This window comes from Pseudomonas mendocina, assembly GCF_900636545.1.
Taxonomy (GTDB): Bacteria; Pseudomonadota; Gammaproteobacteria; order Pseudomonadales; family Pseudomonadaceae; genus Aquipseudomonas; species Aquipseudomonas mendocina.
In genome coordinates, this window is record NZ_LR134290.1 from 1685227 (window position 1) to 1704833 (window position 19607).

General features: G+C 64.0%; 17 protein-coding genes. 10 read left to right on the forward strand and 7 right to left on the reverse strand.

Going from position 1 to position 19607, the window contains the following annotated elements; genetic code table 11:
* Window positions 1–45 precede the first annotated feature (45 nt).
* Window positions 46–687 carry a lysoplasmalogenase gene (locus EL191_RS07785; RefSeq protein WP_041977823.1) on the reverse strand — a complete coding sequence of 214 codons (642 nt, stop codon included), beginning with the start codon at window positions 685–687 and terminating at the stop codon, window positions 46–48.
* A gap of 152 nt (window positions 688–839) precedes the next feature.
* Here EL191_RS07785 and EL191_RS07790 point away from each other — a divergent pair, with 152 nt between their 5' ends.
* Window positions 840–2075 (forward strand): RNA polymerase sigma factor, encoded by a 1236-nt coding sequence (locus tag EL191_RS07790; RefSeq protein WP_041977825.1) that lies wholly within the window; start codon window positions 840–842, stop codon window positions 2073–2075.
* Window positions 2076–2149: 74 nt separating this feature from the next.
* Here the strand turns inward: EL191_RS07790 and rapA are convergent, their stop codons facing one another.
* Window positions 2150–4993: an RNA polymerase-associated protein RapA gene (rapA, locus tag EL191_RS07795; protein WP_041977827.1), complete on the reverse strand. Its 2844-nt coding sequence runs from the start codon at window positions 4991–4993 to the stop codon at window positions 2150–2152.
* Between the two features lie 162 nt (window positions 4994–5155).
* On the opposite strand from rapA, the gene EL191_RS07800 reads away from it, so the two are divergent.
* From EL191_RS07800 to EL191_RS07820, 7 genes are all read left to right on the forward strand, one after another.
* Entirely contained in the window at window positions 5156–5449 is a 294-nt protein-coding gene (locus tag EL191_RS07800) for a hypothetical protein (protein WP_041977829.1), read from the forward strand.
* Window positions 5450–5483: 34 nt separating this feature from the next.
* Entirely contained in the window at window positions 5484–6083 is a 600-nt protein-coding gene (locus EL191_RS07805; protein ID WP_013714678.1) for an alpha-ketoglutarate-dependent dioxygenase AlkB family protein, read from the forward strand.
* A complete protein-coding gene (locus EL191_RS24395) occupies window positions 6080–6241 on the forward strand; it encodes a hypothetical protein (protein WP_013714679.1) in 162 nt (53 codons plus the stop codon). Before EL191_RS07805 ends, EL191_RS24395 begins: the two co-directional genes overlap by 4 nt.
* A gap of 200 nt (window positions 6242–6441) precedes the next feature.
* Window positions 6442–6558: a cytochrome c oxidase subunit CcoM gene (gene ccoM / locus EL191_RS24695; RefSeq protein WP_017361612.1), complete on the forward strand. Its 117-nt coding sequence runs from the start codon at window positions 6442–6444 to the stop codon at window positions 6556–6558.
* Between the two features lie 226 nt (window positions 6559–6784).
* Window positions 6785–8827 (forward strand): FUSC family protein, encoded by a 2043-nt coding sequence (locus EL191_RS07810; protein ID WP_232005514.1) that lies wholly within the window; start codon window positions 6785–6787, stop codon window positions 8825–8827.
* Between the two features lie 75 nt (window positions 8828–8902).
* Entirely contained in the window at window positions 8903–9106 is a 204-nt protein-coding gene (locus EL191_RS07815; RefSeq protein ID WP_041977832.1) for a DUF1656 domain-containing protein, read from the forward strand.
* Window positions 9107–9117: 11 nt separating this feature from the next.
* On the forward strand, window positions 9118–9969 hold the full coding sequence (locus EL191_RS07820; RefSeq protein WP_041977834.1) for an efflux RND transporter periplasmic adaptor subunit: 852 nt from the start codon (window positions 9118–9120) through the stop codon (window positions 9967–9969).
* A 270-nt stretch (window positions 9970–10239) separates the two neighbouring features.
* On the opposite strand, the gene codA is transcribed toward EL191_RS07820, so the two are convergent.
* From codA to EL191_RS07845, 5 genes are all read right to left on the reverse strand, one after another.
* Window positions 10240–11475 (reverse strand): cytosine deaminase, encoded by a 1236-nt coding sequence (gene codA, locus EL191_RS07825; protein WP_041977836.1) that lies wholly within the window; start codon window positions 11473–11475, stop codon window positions 10240–10242.
* An 11-nt stretch (window positions 11476–11486) separates the two neighbouring features.
* Complete coding sequence (locus tag EL191_RS07830) at window positions 11487–12710, reverse strand: PucR family transcriptional regulator (RefSeq protein ID WP_041977838.1); 1224 nt, start codon at window positions 12708–12710, stop codon at window positions 11487–11489.
* Window positions 12707–13978, reverse strand: a complete 1272-nt coding sequence (gene codB / locus EL191_RS07835) for a cytosine permease (RefSeq protein WP_041977840.1) — start codon at window positions 13976–13978, stop codon at window positions 12707–12709. The genes EL191_RS07830 and codB overlap by 4 nt, the downstream gene beginning before the upstream one ends.
* A gap of 210 nt (window positions 13979–14188) precedes the next feature.
* Window positions 14189–14659, reverse strand: coding sequence for a MaoC family dehydratase (locus tag EL191_RS07840; protein ID WP_013714686.1), 471 nt, complete (start codon window positions 14657–14659; stop codon window positions 14189–14191).
* Window positions 14656–15606, reverse strand: a complete 951-nt coding sequence (locus tag EL191_RS07845) for an alpha/beta hydrolase (RefSeq protein ID WP_041977843.1) — start codon at window positions 15604–15606, stop codon at window positions 14656–14658. Before EL191_RS07845 ends, EL191_RS07840 begins: the two co-directional genes overlap by 4 nt.
* A 217-nt stretch (window positions 15607–15823) precedes the next feature.
* Here EL191_RS07845 and fadD2 point away from each other — a divergent pair, with 217 nt between their 5' ends.
* Together fadD2 and fadD1 are read left to right on the forward strand one after the other, a co-directional pair.
* Window positions 15824–17512 carry a long-chain-fatty-acid--CoA ligase FadD2 gene (gene fadD2, locus EL191_RS07850; RefSeq protein WP_041977845.1) on the forward strand — a complete coding sequence of 563 codons (1689 nt, stop codon included), beginning with the start codon at window positions 15824–15826 and terminating at the stop codon, window positions 17510–17512.
* A 390-nt stretch (window positions 17513–17902) separates the two neighbouring features.
* Window positions 17903–19591, forward strand: coding sequence for a long-chain-fatty-acid--CoA ligase FadD1 (gene fadD1 / locus EL191_RS07855; RefSeq protein ID WP_041977847.1), 1689 nt, complete (start codon window positions 17903–17905; stop codon window positions 19589–19591).
* Window positions 19592–19607 lie beyond the last annotated feature (16 nt).

Genomic DNA, 19607 nt, shown 5'->3' on the forward strand with positions numbered 1-19607 from the left:
GGCTAGCGGGAAAGGCCGGCATTTTAGCCAAGTGTGGCGCAACAGTCAGGCGTTGTTGCTGCGCTGGAACGCCGAAGCGGCAATGCCCCACTGGCCGAGCCAGTAGGTGAGGATGATGGCGTAAGGCGCCGCGTCGAAACTGGCGACGAAGCGGTCGATACCGATCAGGCTGTCGGAGAGCACGAACAGCGTCGCGCCACCGGCGGCCAGCCAGGTGGAGCGCGGCTGCAGATCCGGGTGGCCAATGCGGGCCAGGGCGCGCCAGAGCATCAGGCTGATCGCCGTGGCATAGCAGGCCACCGGAATCAGCAACTCGCCGAGCCCGCTGCTGGCCAGCACGGCGAACATCGCACCGCCGGCAATCAGTGCCAGCAGCAGGGCCGCGAAGGCAGGCCGCCGGCTGTCGGAGCAGTAGGCGCGCAGGTAGGCCAGGTGGCCGACCAGGAAGGCGCCAAGGCCGAACACGAACAGATCGCCAGGCCAGTCCAGCAGGAGGTCGCCGGCCAGGGAAAACAGCAGGCCAACGGTGATCCAGCGGCGATAGGTGCCGGCCGGCGCCTGGCGCAACCACAGAAGCAGGGCGATCACGGGTATGCCTTTGCTCAGCAGGCTGAGCTGTGTATCGCCGGTGATCCGGCCGTAGAGAAACAGCGCAGCACCCAACAGACCGAGCAGCAACCAGTGCATGACATGACTCCCTTCATTATTGGAATGCGCGACTATGCCCAGTGGTCGAAAGGCTGCCAATGCAAGGGATGCCAAATCGAGGGGCGGATCGTGCCGCCACTCGACGTCCTCCGCTGGATTGTGCAACGTAGGTGTTCGTTCAGGAGAAGCGCATGTCGATATCGCCACCGGTCAGCGAACTGATCGAACGCCTATACCGCGAGGAATCGCGCCGGGTACTGGCGACCCTGATTCGCCTGCTCGGCGACTTTGACCTGGCCGAGGAGGCGCTGCACGAGGCGTTTCGCAGCGCAGTCGAGCAGTGGCCGCGTGACGGGCTACCGGACAATCCGCACGCCTGGCTGGTGTCCGCTGGGCGCTTCAAGGCCATCGACAACCTGCGCCGGCAGCGCCGCTTTCAACCGCTGGATGAGCAGGCCGAATTGCCTGACGAGAATGGCGCCTGCGAGGGCGAGCTGCTTGAAGATGATCGCCTGCGCCTGATCTTCACCTGCTGCCACCCGGCGCTGGCCAGCGATGCCCAGGTGGCGCTGACGTTGCGCGAGGTGTGCGACCTGACCACCGAGGAGATCGCCCGCGCCTTCCTCTCCAGCCCGTCGACCCTGGCCCAGCGCATTGTGCGGGCCAAGGCGAAGATTCGCGATGCGCGCATTCCTTACGAGGTGCCGGGGCGCAGCGAGCTGCCTGAGCGTCTGGATGCGGTGTTACGGGTGATCTACCTGGTGTTCAACGAAGGTTATTTCGCCAGTTCCGGTGATTCGCTGACCCGCAGCCAGCTGTCCGACGAGGCGATTCGGCTGGGCCGCCTGCTGCTGGAGTTGCTGCCCGAGCCGGAAGTGGAGGGGCTGCTGGCGTTGATGCTGCTGCACGAGTCGCGCCGCGCTGCGCGCAGCGGTGTAGATGGCGAGGTGATTTTGCTGGAAGCCCAGGATCGCAGCCTGTGGAATCGCGAATTGATCGCCGAGGGCGAGGCGTTGGTGCTACAGGCGCTGCACTCGCGGCGTTTCGGCCCATACAGCCTGCAGGCGGCGATTGCCGCGGTGCATGCCGAGGCGGCCAGTCTGGAAGACACCGATTGGGTGCAGATCGTCGGCCTGTATGACGAGCTGCTGCGCCTGAGTCCGTCGCCAGTGATCGAACTCAACCGCGCCGTGGCGCTGGCCATGCGCGATGGCGAGCAGGCTGGGCTGTTGGAGATCGACCGTCTTCTGGCTGCGGGTGAACTGGACGGTTACCACCTGGCCCATGCGGCGCGGGCCGATCTGCTGCGCCGCTTGGGCCGCCGAGAGCAGGCGATTGCAGCCTACCGCCAGGCCCTGGCGCTGGCGCAGCAAGGACCGGATCGGCAGTTTCTGCAGAGAAGGCTGGAGGAGCTAGGTGACCCGTAGAGTGTGCTGTACGCACCGAAACTCTTCGGTGCATACGCTCGGTGCGCACGGCGCACCCTACGGAGCGGGCGTACTTAGCCCGCGACCAGCACGCGAATCGCTTCCAGGCGCAGGGCAGCCTTGTCGAACATCGCCAGACTCTGTTCGCGCTGCTCACGCAGGGCGTCGATCTCGCTGTCGCGCACGCTTGGGTTGACCGCGCGCAGGGCGACCAGGCGCGCCAGTTCTTCGTCCAGTTCGGCGATCAGGCGGCGTTTGGCCTCGGCGACGCGTTCGACATGGCGCGGCATGACCTTGGCTTCGGCGTCGTTGATCTGCTTGGCCAGTACGTCGCGCTGGGCCTGGACAAACTTGTTGGCGCTGGCGCGCGGCACGCTTTCAAGCTGATCGTTGAGGGTCTCGAAACCGACCTTGGGTGCAAGGTCGTTGCCATTGGCGTCGAGCAGGCAGCGCAGCGCAGCCGGCGGCAGGAAGCGGCCGAGCTGCAGCTTGCGCGGGCCGACCACTTCGCTGACGTAGAGCAGCTCCAGCAGCACGGTACCGGGTTTGAGCGCCTTGTTCTTGATCAGCGCGACTGCGGTGTTGCCCATCGAGCCGGACAGCACCAGGTCCATGCCGCCCTGCACCATGGGGTGTTCCCAGGTGAGGAACTGCATGTCCTCGCGGGCCAGCGCCTGCTCGCGGTCGTAGGTGATGGTCACCGCCTCGTCGTCGCCCAGCGGGAAGCTGGCGTCCAGCATCTTCTCGCTGGGACGCAGGATCAGGGCATTGTCGGAGTGGTCTTCGCTGTCGATGCCGAAGGCGTTGAACAGCTCTTCCATGTAGATCGGCAGGGTGAACTGGTCATCCTGCTCGAGGATCGCCTCGACCAGTGCTTCGCCTTCACCGGCACCGCCGGAGTTCAGCTCCAGCAGGCGGTCGCGACCGCTGTGCAGCTCGCCCTCGAGGCGAATGCGCTCGGCGGTGGCTTCCTCCACCAGTTGTTGCCACTGGCCGTCGTCGCCGTTTTCCAGCAGCGGCAGCAGGCGTGGGCCGAACTGGTGCTGCAGGGCGTTGCCGGTGGGGCAGGTGGCCAGGAAGGCATTCAGCGCCTGATGGTACCACTGGAACAGGCGCTCCTGCGGGCTGTTCTCCAGGTACGGCACGTGCAGCTGGATGCGGTGTTTCTGGCCGATACGGTCGAGACGACCGATGCGCTGTTCGAGCAGGTCCGGGTGCGCCGGCAGGTCGAACAACACCAGGTGATGGGCGAACTGGAAGTTGCGGCCTTCGGAGCCGATTTCCGAGCAGATCAGTACCTGGGCGCCGAACTCTTCGTCGGCGAAGTAGGCGGCAGCGCGGTCGCGCTCGAGGATGCTCATGCCCTCATGGAACACCGTGGCCGGGATGCCGGAGCGCACGCGCAGGGCGTCTTCCAGGTCCAGTGCGGTTTCGGCGTGGGCGCAGATCACCAGCACCTTGAATTTTTTCAGCATCTTCAGGGTGTCGATCAGCCACTCGACGCGCGGATCGATGCGCCACCAGCGCTGCTCGTCGTCGACTTCTTCCTGCGCCTGGTAGCTGACTTCCGGGTACAGCTCGGCATGCTCGCCCAGTGGCAGCTCCAGGTACTCGTCCGGGCTCGGCAGCGGGTAGGGGTGCAGTTCGCGCTCGGGGAAGCCCTGCACGGCGGCGCGGGTGTTGCGGAACAGCAGGCGGCCGGTGCCATGGCGGTCCAGCAGCTCGCGCACCAGGCGGGCGCGGGCATCATCATCGCCGCTATCTACGGCATCGAGCAGCTCGCGGCCCTCATCGCCGAGGAAACTGCCGATGGCGTCGCGGGCCTGGGCGCTGAGCTTGCCCTGGTCGAGCAACTCCTGCACGGCCTCGGCAACCGGGCGGTACTGGCTGCTTTCGGCGCGGAAGGCTTCCAGGTCGTGGAAACGGGCAGGGTCGAGCAGACGCAGGCGGGCGAAGTGACTGTCCTGGCCGAGCTGTTCCGGGGTGGCGGTGAGCAGCAGCACGCCGGGGATGACCTCGGCCAGTTGCTCGACCAGCGAATATTCGGCGCTGGCCTGTTCCGGGTGCCAGACCAGGTGGTGGGCTTCGTCGACCACCAGCAGGTCCCAGCCGGCAGCGAACAGCGCGTCCTGGGCTTTCTCGTCGTCCTTCAGCCACTCCAGGGCGACCAGCGCCAACTGGCAGTCCTCGAAGGGGTTGCTGGCGTCGCTCTCCATGAAGCGCTCGGCGTCGAACAGGGCTACATCGAGGTTGAAGCGACGGCGCATCTCCACCAGCCACTGGTGCTGCAGGTTTTCCGGAACCAGGATCAGCACGCGGCTGGCGCGGCCGGAGAGCAACTGGCGATGGATCACCAGGCCTGCTTCGATGGTCTTGCCCAGGCCGACTTCGTCGGCCAGCAGTACGCGCGGGGCGATGCGGTCGGCCACTTCACGGGCGATATGCAATTGGTGGGCGATCGGCTGGGCGCGGGCGCCGCCCAGGCCCCACAACGACGACTGCAGCAGGCGGCTGTTATGCTCCAGGCTGTGATAGCGCAGGGCGAACCAGGCCAGTGGGTCTATCTGGCCAGCGAACAGACGGTCGCTGGCCAGGCGGAACTGGATGAAGTTCGACAGCTGGGTTTCCGGCATGGTGACCGGCTGGTGCTGAGCATTGAGACCGTGGTAGACCAGCAGACCGTCGACGTCCTCGACTTCCTGCACGGTGAGCTTCCAGCCTTCGAAATGGGTGATCTCGTCACCCGGAGCGAAGCGCACACGGGTCAGTGGGGCATTGCGCGTAGCGTATTGGCGGGTTTCGCCGGTGGCCGGGTAGAGCACGGTGAGTAGGCGGCCGTCCTCGGCGAGGATGGTTCCCAAACCCAATTCCGCTTCGCTGTCACTGATCCAGCGTTGCCCCGGTTGATACTGCGCCATGCCTGTCTCCCGTGTGAAAAAGCCGGCTATGGTAACGGATGCCGAGCCGTGGCCAAAGCGGTCGTGGCACTATCATTGCGTCCGTCAGTCGAAAGTGTAGCGAGCACAGGCTAAAGTCGCGGATGACGGGGCCGACAGCCTGACCAAAGGAGGTGCTGAAACGTGCTACCGCCTATCCCCCATAGCCTGGTGCCGGTCACGGCCACGCAAGACGTGATCAAGCCCAAGCCCGAGATTCCTCCGGTGACCCCGGCCGAGGGCAGCGCCAAGGAAAGTGCGCTGAGCCTCGACAAGCGTCATCCACAGGAAACCGAGGAGCTGCTGCGCGATGAGCAGCGCCGTCGCCAACGGCGTGTCTACACCCCTGAACAGCTGGCCGAGGCCGAGCCGGAAGAGGTGGAGCAGGCGCTGGGCGATCTTCCGCGACAGGGGCTGTGGGTAGACGTTGAAGTTTAAGGCACTCCTTTCATTCTCGTTCATGTAGATCGTCATGCTATTCGCCGACCCCTTGCCCGCACTTGCCGATGCCGAGCTGGACTACCTGCCCGGCTGGGTCGACACCGCTCTTGCCGACAGCTGGTTCCAGGCCCTGATCGAGCAAACCCCTTGGCAACAGCCAGAGCTCTTCATTCACGGGCGCTATCACCGCACGCCACGGCTCACCGCCTGGTATGGCGAGCCGGAGGCGCGTTATCGCTATTCCGGCAAGCTGCATGAGCCGTTGCCCTGGACGCCCCTGCTGGACGAGATTCGCCAGCGGGTCGCGAAAGAGGTCATGCAGCCGCTCAATGCCGTGCTGCTCAACTACTACCGTGACGGCCAGGACTCCATGGGCTGGCACAGCGATGCCGAGCCGGAGTTGGGCCGTGATCCGCTGATTGCTTCGCTCAACCTGGGCGGCAGCCGTCGTTTCGATCTACGCCGCGTTGGTAGCACGCGCATCGAACACTCGCTGACGCTGGAGCACGCCTCACTACTGGTCATGCGCGGGCCGACCCAGCATCATTGGCAGCATCAAGTGGCGAAGACGCGACAAGCCTGCGCGCCGCGCCTGAATCTGACCTTTCGCCTGATCCGGTTTCCGCTATGAGCAATGATGACAAGCTGATTGATTTCGCCGCCGAGCGCGACAAGCGTATCCACGATCTCAATGACAAGCGCCTAAATGAGATGCGCCAGGTCTTCGAGCAGGTTTTGCCACTGGGCAAGGCCAGGAAGAAGTCCAAGAACAAACCCAAGAAACGCTGAAGCTCCCGCCACTTGTTCGTTATGCGCGGCCGTCAGGCCGTGCTTCCCGCCTCGTACCCCCTCGATTTCTTGACCTGGGTCAGTATTCCCCTTGGCCTGGTCGCGCCTGCTCGCCAGCCATTGATCCAGGTCAATTTTCCCGCCGCCAGCGCTGATAACGTGAAGCCATCCCAGACAGACAGGCGCAAAAGGAGACAGCCATGTTCGTCGATACAGTAGTTCTCGCCGGAGTCGGCACCGTTCTTCTGATGGTCGCGTTCTTCGGGGGTGTTGGTTACTTCATCTGGAAGGATGCTCACAAGCGCAAGCAGAGCTGATCCTTCCAGTTCACTGGGCACGCAAGGCAATTCGGGCGACTTCGGTCGCCCTTTTTTTTGGCTCGCCATCCCAGGCGAGAGCACGGATTCGTTAGGCACCCTGGAGTAGCAGGTACTCACGCCTCTGGACAGATATAGTTAGCTAGCTAATAATTGAGTTTCGCACGGAGGCGGAACCCAATCGCTACAGCTATGTTCAGAGCTGAGATTTCTTCAGGTAGCCATCGTGCGTGACTCCTTGCTGGTGTTCCTTGCACCAAGCCCGCAAGCCGTTCAATTCGCCATCAAGACCCTGCTCGGCGGTGGTCTGGCATTGTGGTGCGCACTGCGTTTTGGCCTGGAGCAGCCGCAGTGGGCACTTATGACCGCGTTCATCGTTGCCCAGCCGCTATCCGGCATGGTGGTGCAAAAGGGCCTGGCACGACTGCTCGGCACGCTGGTTGGCACCTTCATGGCAGTGGTGATGATGGGGCTGTTCGCCCAGGCGCCGCTGTTGTTCGTGCTGGCGTTCGCCTTGTGGCTGGCGCTTTGCACGGCATCCTCGACCATGTTGCGCAGCGCCTGGTCATACTCCTTCGTGCTGGCCGGCTACACGGTCGCGATCATCGCCTTGCCGGCCATCGGCAAGCCACACGTGGTGTTCGACGAAGCCATCGCCCGCTGCACGGAAATCTGCCTGGGCATCATCTGCGCCACCCTGAGCAGCGCTTTGCTCTGGCCGCAGCGAGTCGAGCGGCAACTGGCGCAACAGGCGCGAGACGCCTGGCAGGCCGGCGTCGCCGCATCGCGCCAGGCGCTGGCCGGTGAGGCCGGCTCCCGCCAGGGGCTGCTGGAGGTGCTGGCGCGTATCGTCGCCGTCGATGCTCAGCGTGAGCATGCCTGGTTCGAGGGCGCGCAAGGCCGCCAGCGAGCCATTGCGTTGCGGGTGCTGAGTCGCGATCTGCTCGGCATGTTGCGCCTGGCCCGCGGTGTGGCGCGGCAGTGGCGGCAACTGAGCAGCTCCAAGGCACAGGCTGTTGCGCCCTGGCTGCAGGTGGTGGATGAGCGCCTGCAACAGGCGCAACCGACAGGTTTGCCGGAGTTGGTCGAGCAACTGCGCCAGGCGGCGCAGGACGAAGAATTGAGCAGCGGCCAGCAACTGTGTCTGGAGCGCTTGATGGTGCTGCTGTTGCGCGTCGAGGACGCCAGTCGCGCCTTGCTTGCAGTCGAGGAGGGCAGGGCGCCGGCCGATGCGCCACGCGCTCTGTCCTGGCACTACGACTGGCAGAGCGCGCTGGTTTATGGCTCGCGTAGCGCCTTGACCTTTCTCACCCTGGCAGCCTTCTGGCTGGCCACAGGCTGGACCCACGCCACTGGTGCGTTGCTCCTGGCCTGCGTGGTCTGCAGCCTGTTCGCGCGGCTCGAAGCCGCGCCGCAGATCGGCATGATGTTCTTGCGCGGTATCTTCTACGCGCTGCCGGTAGCGTTTTTCGTCGGCCAGATTCTGATGCCGCAGATCGATGGCTTCGTGATGCTCTGCATGGTGCTGGGCGTGCCGCTGTTCTTTGGTGTGTTGGGCATGGCCAAGCCGGCGACGGCCGCCACATCCACTTCCTTCTGTCTGCATTTCATCGTGCTCTGCCTGCCGGCGCCGGGTGTCGGCTACAACGTCGAATTCTTCCTCAATGAAGCGCCGGGCATGCTGATAGGCGTGGGTTGCGCGGTGATGGCGTTCAAGCTGGTAGTGCTACGCAATCCGGTCTGGCATGGCCGCCGCCTGATGCAGGCGATCCTGGCCGACCTCGGTCGGTTGACCCGCCGCGACTTGGGGCGTGCCGAAAACTGGTTCGGCGGGCGTATGGCTGATCGTCTGATCCAGCTGGCGCGGCACTATCCGGCGCGGCCGGATCAAACGCGCAGCCGCTGGGACGATGGCGTGGCGGGTCTCGACCTGGGCGACGAGTTGTTGCATCTGCGCAAGTGCCTGGCCAATGCCGATGCCGGCCTGGCTCGGTCGCAGCAGCGCTTTCTTGAGCACCTGGAGGACGCGCTGGAGCGCGGTCCTGCACCGGGCCGTGAAGACGTTCTGGACGCAGCGGTGGCTGAGCTGCAGGAGGCCCTGCGCGCCTGCTCGCCCAGCATCGACAAACGCCTGGCCGAGGCGGCGCTGTTGCAACTGCAGAACGGCTGGCGCCATTGGTGTTACTTCAGAGCCTGTGCAGGATCTAGCGAGCTAGAGCCCTGCAAGGCAAAAGCAGGCGAGGACGCGGAGTTTACGAGCTGTAAATGAGCAGTCCGAGCCTGTTTTTAACGCAGCAGGGCCGACGCGCAGCAGATCGTGGACAGGTTCTGAGAGGAGAAGCCCATGGGCTTACATGAATGGTCGCTGGGCGGCGTATTACTTAGCCCGATGGCGGCGTACGCGGTATTGGCGCTGTTGCTGACCGGCGTGTTGCGCCTGAGCTTGCAGCGCATCGGGCTGTCGCGCTGGATCTGGCATGAAGCCCTGTTCGATTGTGCCTTGTATGTCTGCGTGCTGGCGGCGGTAATTGCCGTCCTGGCGCATTGAGGAGAGAAAGCATGCGTTCGACCATCCGCGTCGGCATCACCCTGGCCATGGTGGCGGCAGCGATTTTCGCCGGCTCCTGGATCTGGCAGCACTACATGTACTCGCCCTGGACGCGCGACGCCCGTGTGCGCGCCGATGTGGTGACCATCGCCCCGGACGTGTCTGGCTGGGTAGTCGAGCTCAAGGTGCACGACAACCAGCAGGTCAAGGCGGGCGATCTGCTGATGACCATAGATCGCGACCGCTACCAGGCGGCGGTGGAGAAAGCCAAGGCGGTGGTGGACATTCGCCGCCAGCAACTGAGCCTGCGTGAGCATGAGGCTTCGCGCCGCTCGCGCCTGGGTGCCCAAGCGATCAGTGCCGAGCTGCTGGAAAACGCGCAGATCAACGCCGAAATGGCGCGCAGCGAATATCGCGAGGCGCAGGCTGAGCTGCGTGTGGCCGAGCTGAACCTCGCACGCAGCGAGGTGCACGCACCGCGCGATGGACAGATCACCAACCTGGTGCTGGCGCAAGGTAACTACGTGAACGCCGGGCAGGCAGTGATGGCGCTGGTCGATACCAACTCTTTCTACGTGCAGGCGTATTTCGAGGAGACCAAGCTGCCGCGAATAAAGGTTGGCGCGCTGGTGGAGGTCTGGCTGATGGGCGGTGATCAGCAGATTCGCGGTGAGGTGGAAAGCATCAGTCGCGGTATCACCGACCGCAACGCCAGCCCGGACGGGCAACTGCTGGCCGACGTCGAACCGACGTTCAACTGGGTGCGTCTGGCGCAGCGCATTCCGGTGCGCATCAAGCTCGATCAGGTGCCCGAAGGCATGGTGCTGAGCGCCGGCATGACTGCCAGCGTGCGGGTGGAGTAGGGCGTTTTCGCAGTTGTAGGAGCGGCTTCAGCCGCGAGCTCTTCTAGGGTAATCGCGGCTGAAGCCGCTCCCACGGTCGCTGTTCGCATGAGGATTATCGTGTTTGCCCTTCTGCCGTTTATGGGAGATTGATCGCTCCCACGCTCCGCGTGGTAGCTCAGTCTAGGACGCTCTGCGTCCGCTGCGGTTCAGGGATCGCCAAGCGGGACGCGGAGCGCCCCAGGTGCAGGTGCCCACGCAGAGCGTGGGTACCATCAACACATCTGAGCGTCAGGCGCGTTCGATCTGTGCCGGGGTACGGCGCATCAACACCTTGCCGTGGCGCACCGACACCAGCGCGTGGCCCTGGCTGCGTACCATCTCGTAATCGTCCGGCGCCGACAGGATCAGCAGGTTGGCTGGGCGCCCCACTTCCAGGCCATACCCTTCACCCAGGTTCAGCGCGCGCGCCGAGTTGTCGGTGATCAGATCCAGGCTGCGCTTGAGGTCTTCATAACCGAGCATGTGGCAGATGTGCAGGCCGGCTTCGAGGATGCGCAGGATGTTGCCGTTGCCCAGCGGGTACCAGGGGTCGACGATGGAATCCTGGCCAAAGCACACGTTCATCCCGGCGCGGTCGATCTCCGCCACGCGGGTCAGGCCCCGGCGTTTCGGGTAGGTGTCGAAGCGGCCCTGCAGATGGATGCTCTCGGTGGGGCAGGAGATGAAGCTGATGCCGCTCATCTTCAGCAGGCGGAACAGCTTGGAGCAGTAGGCGTTGTCGTAAGAGCCCATGGCGGTGGTGTGGCTGGCGGTGACGCGCGCGCCCATGCCACGCACGCGGGCTTCCTCGGCCAGCACTTCGAGAAAACGCGACTGCGGGTCGTCGGTCTCGTCGCAGTGCACGTCCACCAGGCAGCCTGTGCGCTCGGCCAAGTCCATGAGGAACTTGATCGACGACACGCCCTGGTCACGGGTGTTCTCGAAGTGTGGGATGCCGCCAACCACATCGGCGCCCAGCTCGATGGCTTGCTCCATCAACGCGCGCCCGTTGGCGTAGGACTCGATGCCCTCCTGAGGGAAGGCGACGATCTGCAGGTCGATCAGGTGGCGGGTTTCCTCGCGCACTTCGAGCATGGCCTTGAGCGCGGCCAGGGTTGGGTCGGTGACGTCGACGTGGGTACGCACGTGCTGGATGCCGTGGTCGACCAGCATGTCGATGGTCTTCCTGGCGCGGGTCTTGGTGTCTTCATGGGTGACCAGCGCCTTGCGCTCGGCCCAGCGCTCGATGCCCTCGAACAGGGTGCCGCTCATGTTCCAGGCCGGCTCACCAGCGGTGAGGGTGGCGTCGAGGTGGATGTGCGGCTCGACGAAGGGCGGCACCACGAGATTGCCGGTTGCGTCCAGATCGCCCTCGGCGATGGGGTGCAAGGCGTGCTGGGCGTCGATGGCGGCGATGCGTTCGCCGTCCAGGGTGATGCGGTGCAGGCCGTCGCGGCCGCGCAGGCGGGCATTGTGGATGATCATCAGGTTTCCTCTCAGGCAGGCGACGACAGGCGCCGGATCAACAGCGCAACGCTGATGTTCAGGCGGTCGTGCGGATCTTCGAATGAGCAGCCGGTCAGCGCTTCGATGCGCTGTAGACGGTAGCTCAGGGTGTTGCGGTGAACGTTCAGGCGTTGCGCAGCCAGGGCCAGGTTGCCGTTTTCCTGGAACCAGGCTTCCAGGGTCGGCATCAGCACCGGCTGGTGACGCGAGTCGTCGCCAATCAGCGGGCCGACCACGCGCTCGACGAAGCGATCGAGCAGGCTGCGGTCGCGGATCGCGCCGAGCAGTTCCAGCACGCCCAGCTCATTGAAACTGCACAGGCCCAGGCGCTCGGGAAAACGTTGCGCCACGCTCAAGGCCTGGCGTGCTTCACCCAGGCCCTGGGCGAAACGCGGTGCATCGCAGCCTGCGCTGCCCAGGCCGAGGAACAGGCGTAGCGGGCCGAGTTGCGGGCGCAGTTCGTCGAGCAGCGTGGTCATGGCCTGGCGGTTACGTGTTTCGGCGTGGGCATCGTGGCAGGGCAGCAGGGCAATCCAGTGGCGGCCCTGGCTGACCAGCGGCAGCGCGTCACCGAGTTCGCCCAGGCTCTGCTCCAGGCGCCGTTGCAGCAGTTGTTGGCGAGTCTGTAGCTGACGTTCGGCGTCTTCATCTGGCAGGTCACCGAACAGTTGCTCGCTGCCGTCGAGGCGCAGTAGCGCCACCTGACGCGGTACATGCAGGGCCAGGCCGAGGCTGTCGCCGCGTTGCAGCAGCACCTCGAGTGACTGGTAATCGCCGTCGAGCACCTGTTCCAGCACATGCTGGCGCGAGCGACCGAGCTGCTGCGCTTGCACCAGTGCGGTGCCGATGGCCTGGGTGACCACCACCATCTTCAGCGCGTAGGGCTGCTCGATCAGCGGTAGGTTCAGGCGCTCGGCCTCGGCGATGACGCTGGGCGGGATGGCCTGTATGAACTCCGCGCCAGTCAGGATGACCATACCGGCGACCACGCGCTCATGGCCCTCGCGCACCAGGCGCAGCAGGTTGGCTTCGTCACGTGGGTGGTTGATGCCGGTGACGAAGATCAGCTCGCCACCCATCACCCAGTCGGCGATGCCTTCGTTCTCCGCCACGTAGGGCCAGCGCACGGCATTCTCGCGCCCGGCCTGGCCGGCACGCAGCTGCATGCTGGCCAGATCGGGCAGGGCGAGCACGTCAGCGACGGTCAGGCTCACGCGCCGGCGACCTGCTGACGGCCGACCAGGGCTTTGTTCAGTTCGAACAGCATGACGTAGGCCAGGGCAGCCACGGCGATGCCCACCAGCGGCGCGACCCAGGGCGAGAAGTAGGCGCTCAGCGCACCGATCAGGTAGGCGCCCAGGCCGACCCAGTTGAACGCTGGCAGGCGCACCTCGGCCAGTTTCGGGTAGCGCGCGCGGTGGCCGTAGAAGAAGTCAGCCATGATCACACCGCCAATCGGCGGGATGATCGAACCGAGCAGAATCAGGAAGGGGATCAGCATCTCGTACATGCCGCCGATGGCCAGCAGGGTGCCGATGCCGGCGCCGACCAGGGTCACGGTCTTGCGCTTGCCGGTGCGCAGCAGGTTGCAGCCGGCGGCGGCGAAGTTGTAGATGGTGTTGTCCTGGGTGGTCCACAGATTGAGGAACAGCATGACCACGGCGGCCATGGACAGCCCCTGCAGCACCAGCACCTCGACCACGTCCGGCTGTTGGTAGACGATGGCGCCGTAAGCGCCGGCGACGATCATCAGGCCGTTGCCGATGAAGAAGCCGACCATGCTGGCCAGCACCGCGACGCGGCCGCTCCTGGCGAAACGCGTCCAGTTGGTGGCCTGGGTGGCGCCGCTGACGAAGGTGCCGAACACCAGGGTAATGGCCACGCTCAGGCTCATGCTCTCCTTGGGCTCGACCGCCAGCAGCCCGCTCAACCCGCCGATATCACGGGTAGCGATCCACAGCGACACCACCAGCAGCACCAGCATGGCCGGCACGGCGACGCGCGAGAGCAGATCCAGGCCCTTGTAGCCGACGAAGGCGGTGAGGCAGAAACCGAAGCCGAACAGCACCATCAGCGGGATGGTCAGGCTTTCGGGCAGGCCAAGGATCTTCACCAGGATGATGGCGATGGTCGCCGTGCCCCAGGCGTACCAGCCGATCTGGGTGAAACCCAGGAGCATGTCGGACAGCTTGCTGCCCACTTCGCCGAAGCAGAAACGGCCCATCAGCACCGAGTTCAGGCCGCTGCGGCAGGCAATCAGGCCCAGCACCGCGGCGTACAGACCGAGCAACAGGTTACCGATCACCGCGGCCCAGAGCAGGGTGGTGAAGTCGAAGGCCATGCCGATCTTGCCACCGGCGAACATAGTGGCGGTGAAGAAGGTGAAACCGAACAGCAGGATGGCGGTGGAGAACAGCCCCTTGCGCGCGCCGTTGGGCACCTCGCTCAGGGGGTAATCGCTATCGGGGGTGGCATGGCTCATGGACCTGGCTCCGGTAAGAGGGTGAGGCCTTGGCGATAGCAGGGGACGTGCCAGAAAGCAGTGCAGCAGTCTGCTTGGCAAGGTGATCAAAGGGGCTTGTACAATATGCACAAAGAAACGCACTTATGGCAGTGCAAGGTCGCTCAAGATTTGTGAGTGTAGAACAAAAGTGGTGCGCAGCACTGTAGCCACGCACCAGCTTGCAGCGCCTCAGTTGACGGTGACCTGCGGCATCGGCGGCATGGTTACGGTCTGCTCGGCGCTGGGGGCGAGCACTTCGGCTTCGCCGTCCACTACCTGCTTGCCATCCTGGTTGAACACGCGGGTGGCGATGCGCACGCGGTTCTTCGGCAGTTTTTCCAGCACTTCCAGCTTCACGGTGAGGGTGTCGCCGAGTTTTACCGGGCGGGTGAACTTGAGCTGCTGGCCGAGGTAGATGGTGCCTGGGCCAGGCAGGTTGCAGGCGATGGCGGCGCTGATCAGCGCGCCGGTGAACATGCCGTGGGCGATGCGCTCCTTGAACATGGTCTCGGCGGCGAAGGCGGCGTCCAGGTGCACCGGATTGTTGTCGCCGGAGACGGCGGCGAACAGTTGCACGTCGCGCTCTTCAACCTGTTTCTCGAAACTCGCCTGCTGGCCGATTTCGAGGGCCTCGTAGGGGATGTTGGTTACCTGGGTCATGGACACTCCTTGATTGGGCTTCGACCATGGCTCAGCGCCTGCTGCAGCCAATCGATCAGGTGGGCGGTGACCTCGTCGCGATTGCTCTCGTTGAGCAACTCATGACGGGCCTCGGGATAAATCTTCAGTTGCACGTCGCGCACGCCGGCTTCGCGCAGGGCGCCCGCCAGGTCACCCAGGCGCTTGCCGTCGCTGACCGGGTCGCGTGAGCCGCCGATCACCAGCAACGGCAGGTTGGCATCGATCTGCGCCAGGTTCTCGACCGGGGTGATGTATTGCAGGCCATCGAGCAGGTCGCACCACAACTGCGTGGTGCAGACGAAACCGCACAGCGGATCGGTCACGTATTTATCCACTTCCGCTGCATCGCGGCTGAGCCAGTCGAAGGCCGTGCGGTTGGGCTTGAAGGCCTTGTTGAACGAGCCAAAGGACAGGTAATCGATCACCTTGCTGCGCCCCTTGGGACCCAGACGCCAGCGCTCGAAGCCGGCGATCAGCCGGGCAGTCTTGTACAGTGCCACGGGCTGGTAGTTGGAGCCCGAGAGTACGGCGCCCTGCAAGCTGCAACTGTGCCCCAGCAGGTAGGCCATGCCGATGTAGCTGCCCATGCTGTGGCCGAACAGGAAGATCGGCGCCTGTGGGTAGCGCTGGCGGATATGGTGATTGAGCGAGGCCAGGTCGCCGACCACCTTGTCCCAGCCACCTTCGTCGGCGTAGTGGCCGAGCACGCCTTGAGCGGCGCTCTGGCCGTGGCCGCGCTGGTCCAGCGCATAGAGATCGAAGCCGGCGGCTACCAGGCTTTCGGCCAGGCGTGCATAGCGCAGGCTGTGCTCGGCCATGCCGTGGGACAGCATGACCACCGCGCGCGGCGGCTGATCACCATGCCAGTGGTTGACGTGCAGGTGAAGACCGTCCTGGGTGGCCAGGGGAAAGGCGTTGTGGCGCATGGCGAATCCTTGTGCCGGAGATTGGCGGCATTGTGCACCTTGGCCGTCACCAGGCAAAGCACTGCGGTTTTCTTCGAAGTGGTAAAGATCGGTTACGAATCACAACATTTATTGCGAAATTCAGCCCATCAATGACGCCTTCGAGCTATTTGCGGCTCGGCTCTAAGCTGCTACTTTCCGGGCAGTCAGATCACTTCAGGGGAAGAGGACAAGAACAATGCAACCTGATTTCTGGAACGACAAACGCGCCCCTGGCGTGCCCAACGATATCGACCTGTCCAGCTACAAGTCGGTGATCGAAGTGTTCGAGCGCTCGTGCAAGCGCTTCGCCGACCGACCGGCCTTCAGCAATCTCGGCGTCACGCTGACCTATGCCGAGCTGGATCGCCTCTCCGCGGCCTTCGCCGCCTACCTGCAAAAGCAAACCGACCTCAAGCCGGGTGATCGCATCGCGGTGCAGATGCCCAACGTGCTGCAATATCCCATCGCGGTGTTCGGCGCCATGCGCGCCGGGCTGATCGTGGTCAACACCAACCCGCTGTACACCGCCCGTGAGATGCGCCACCAGTTCAAGGATGCCGGTGTGCGTGCGCTGGTGTACCTGAACATGTTCGGCAAGCTGGTGCAGGAAGTACTGCCGGATACCGAGATCGAGTACCTGATCGAAGCCAAGATGGGCGACCTGCTGCCAAGCCTCAAGGGCTGGCTGGTCAACACCGTGGTGAAGAAGGTCAAGAAGATGGTGCCGGACTACCATCTGCCCCAGGCCATTCCCTTCAAGCATGTGCTCAAGCAGGGGCAGGGCCAGGCGCTGGCGCCGGTCAAGGCCAGCCACGACGACATCGCTGTGCTGCAGTACACCGGCGGCACCACTGGCGTGGCCAAGGGCGCCATGCTCACCCACGGCAACCTGGTGGCCAACATGCTGCAGGTCGATGCCTGCCTGTCGCAGCTCGGCCCGGACGGCACGCCGTTGATGAAGCAGGGCCAGGAGATCATGATCGCGCCGCTGCCGCTGTATCACATCTATGCCTTCACCGCGAACTGCATGTGCATGATGGTCAACGGCAACCACAACGTGCTGATCACCAACCCGCGCGACATCCCCGGCTTCGTCAAGGAGCTGGGCAAGTGGAAGTTCTCCGCGCTGCTGGGCCTGAACACCCTGTTCGTCGCGCTGATGGATCACCCCGAGTTCAAGAACCTGGACTTCTCCCACCTCAAGGTCACCAACTCCGGTGGTACCGCGCTGGTCAAGGCGACTGCCGAGCGCTGGCAGCAGATGACCGGCTGCACCGTGGTCGAAGGCTACGGCCTGACCGAGACATCACCGGTGGCCAGCACCAACCCCTACGGCGACAAGGCGCGCCTGGGTACGGTCGGCATTCCGGTGCCGGGCACGGCGTTCAAGGTGATCGATGATGACGGCAACGAACTGCCGGCCGGCGAACGCGGGGAGCTGTGCATCAAGGGCCCGCAGGTGATGAAGGGTTACTGGCAGCGCGAGGAAGCCACCGCCGAAGTGCTCGATGCCGAAGGCTGGTTCAAGACCGGCGACATTGCCGTGATCGACCCGGACGGTTTCGTGCGCATTGTCGACCGCAAGAAGGACATGATCATCGTCTCGGGTTTCAACGTGTATCCCAACGAGATCGAGGATGTGGTCATGGCGCATCCGAAAGTCGCCAGCTGCGCGGCCATTGGCGTGCCGGACGAGAAGTCCGGGGAGGCGGTCAAACTGTTCGTGGTGCCGCGTGACGGCGGTGTCACCGCGGAAGAGCTCAAGGCCTACTGCAAGGAAAACTTCACCGGCTACAAGGTGCCCAAGCACATCGTGTTCAAGGATTCGCTGCCAATGACCCCAGTCGGCAAGATCCTGCGCCGCGAGCTGCGCGATATCGCCTGACTCCAGAGCCCCTTCTCGCGGTAGAGAAGGGGCTTCCCGCCTCCCGCTGCCATCGGCAGTCCAATTGTTGTGATTTCGTAACCGCCAATACCTGTTGCATGCGCTACCGCACTGCATCGGTCACACTTACGCGCTAGGCTCCAAACGCTGCAATATGCGAGCTAGAGGCTTTTCGCGGATTATCGGCGGAAAATACAGGTCGTGACTTGTTGGTCTTTTTTGGTCACTTTTGCGACTGCGTAGGCCATGCTTGGTGCTGGTGGGCCTCTGGCAAAGCTGCTACTCTCGGCGCGCTTCCGGGCCGTGGGCCAGCGGTAAAGCGAGCTAAACACACAACAAACAACCGCCTGCGCGCGGTGAAGATCAGCTGTTGCTTAGGAGTGGGCTTCCATGACCGAAAACTTCTGGAAGGACAAGTATCCCGTTGGGGTTGCTGCCGAAATCAATCCCGACCAGTACCCGAACATCCTCGCGGTATTGAAAGAGTCCTGCCAACGCTTCGCCGACAAGCCTGCTTTCAGCAACCTGGGCAAGACCCTGACCTACGGCGAGATCTACAAGCTCTCCGGTGACTTCGCCGCCTACCTGCAGAAGCACACCGATCTCAAGCCCGGCGACCGCATCGCCGTGCAGTTGCCCAACGTCCTGCAGTATCCCGTCGTGGTCTTCGGTGCCATGCGCGCCGGCCTAGTGGTGGTCAACACCAACCCGCTGTACACCGCACGGGAAATGGAGCACCAGTTCAACGACTCCGGCGCCAAGGCGCTGATCTGCCTGGCCAACATGGCCCACCTGGCCGAGCAGGTCGTGCCCAAGACCGGGGTGAAGACGGTGATCGTCACCGAAGTCGGCGACATGCTGCCGACCTTCAAGCGTCTGCTGGTCAACTTCGTGATCAAGCACGTGAAGAAGATGGTGCCGGCCTACAACCTGCCGCACGCCGTCAAACTCAACGACGCCCTGGCCAAGGGCCGCGGCCAGAGCTTCAGCGAAGCCAACCCGAGCAACGCCGATATCGCCGTGCTGCAGTACACCGGTGGCACCACCGGCGTGGCCAAGGGCGCGATGCTTACCCATCGCAACCTCGTGGCCAACATGCTGCAGGTCAAGGAGCTGATGGGCGCCAACCTCAATGAAGGTTGCGAGGTGCTGATCGCGCCGCTGCCGCTCTATCACATCTACGCCTTCACCTTTCACTGCATGGCGATGATGCTGATCGGCGGCCACAACATTCTGCTGACCAACCCGCGCGACCTGCCGTCGGTGATCAAGGACCTGGCCAAGTACCGCTTCACCGGCTTCGTCGGCCTCAATACCCTGTTCGTTGCCCTGTGCAACAACGAGGACTTCCGCAAGCTGGACTTCTCCAGCCTGAAACTCACCGTCTCCGGCGGCATGGCCCTGCAGCTGGCCACGGCCGAGCGCTGGAAGGACGTCACCGGTTGCGCCATCTGCGAAGGCTTCGGCATGACCGAGACCAGCCCGGTGGCCACGGTCAACCCGTTCAGCGCCATCCAGCTCGGCACCATCGGCATTCCGGTGCCATCGACCCTGTGCCGCATCATCAATGACGACGGCCAGGAGCTGGCCATCGGCGAAATCGGCGAGCTGTGCGTGAAAGGCCCGCAGGTGATGAAGGGCTACTGGCAGCGCCAGGAAGCCACCGATGAAATCCTCGATGCCGATGGCTGGCTGAAGACCGGCGATATCGGCCTGATCCAGGAAGACGGCTACCTGCGCATCGTCGACCGCAAGAAGGACATGATTCTGGTGTCCGGCTTCAACGTCTACCCGAACGAGCTGGAAGACGTGCTGGCGACCCTGCCGGGCGTGCTGCAGTGCGCTGCCATCGGTGTGCCGGACGAGAAATCCGGCGAGGCGATCAAGGTGTTCGTGGTGGTCAAGCCGGGCGAGAGCGTGACCAAGGAGCAGGTGATGGAGCACATGCGCGCCAACCTCACCGGCTACAAGGTGCCCAAGGCTGTCGAGTTCCGCGACGTGCTGCCGACCACCAACGTCGGCAAGATCCTGCGCCGCGAACTGCGTGACGAAGAGCTGAAGAAACTGGGCAAGAAGTGATTCGGGCCCGTTGAAA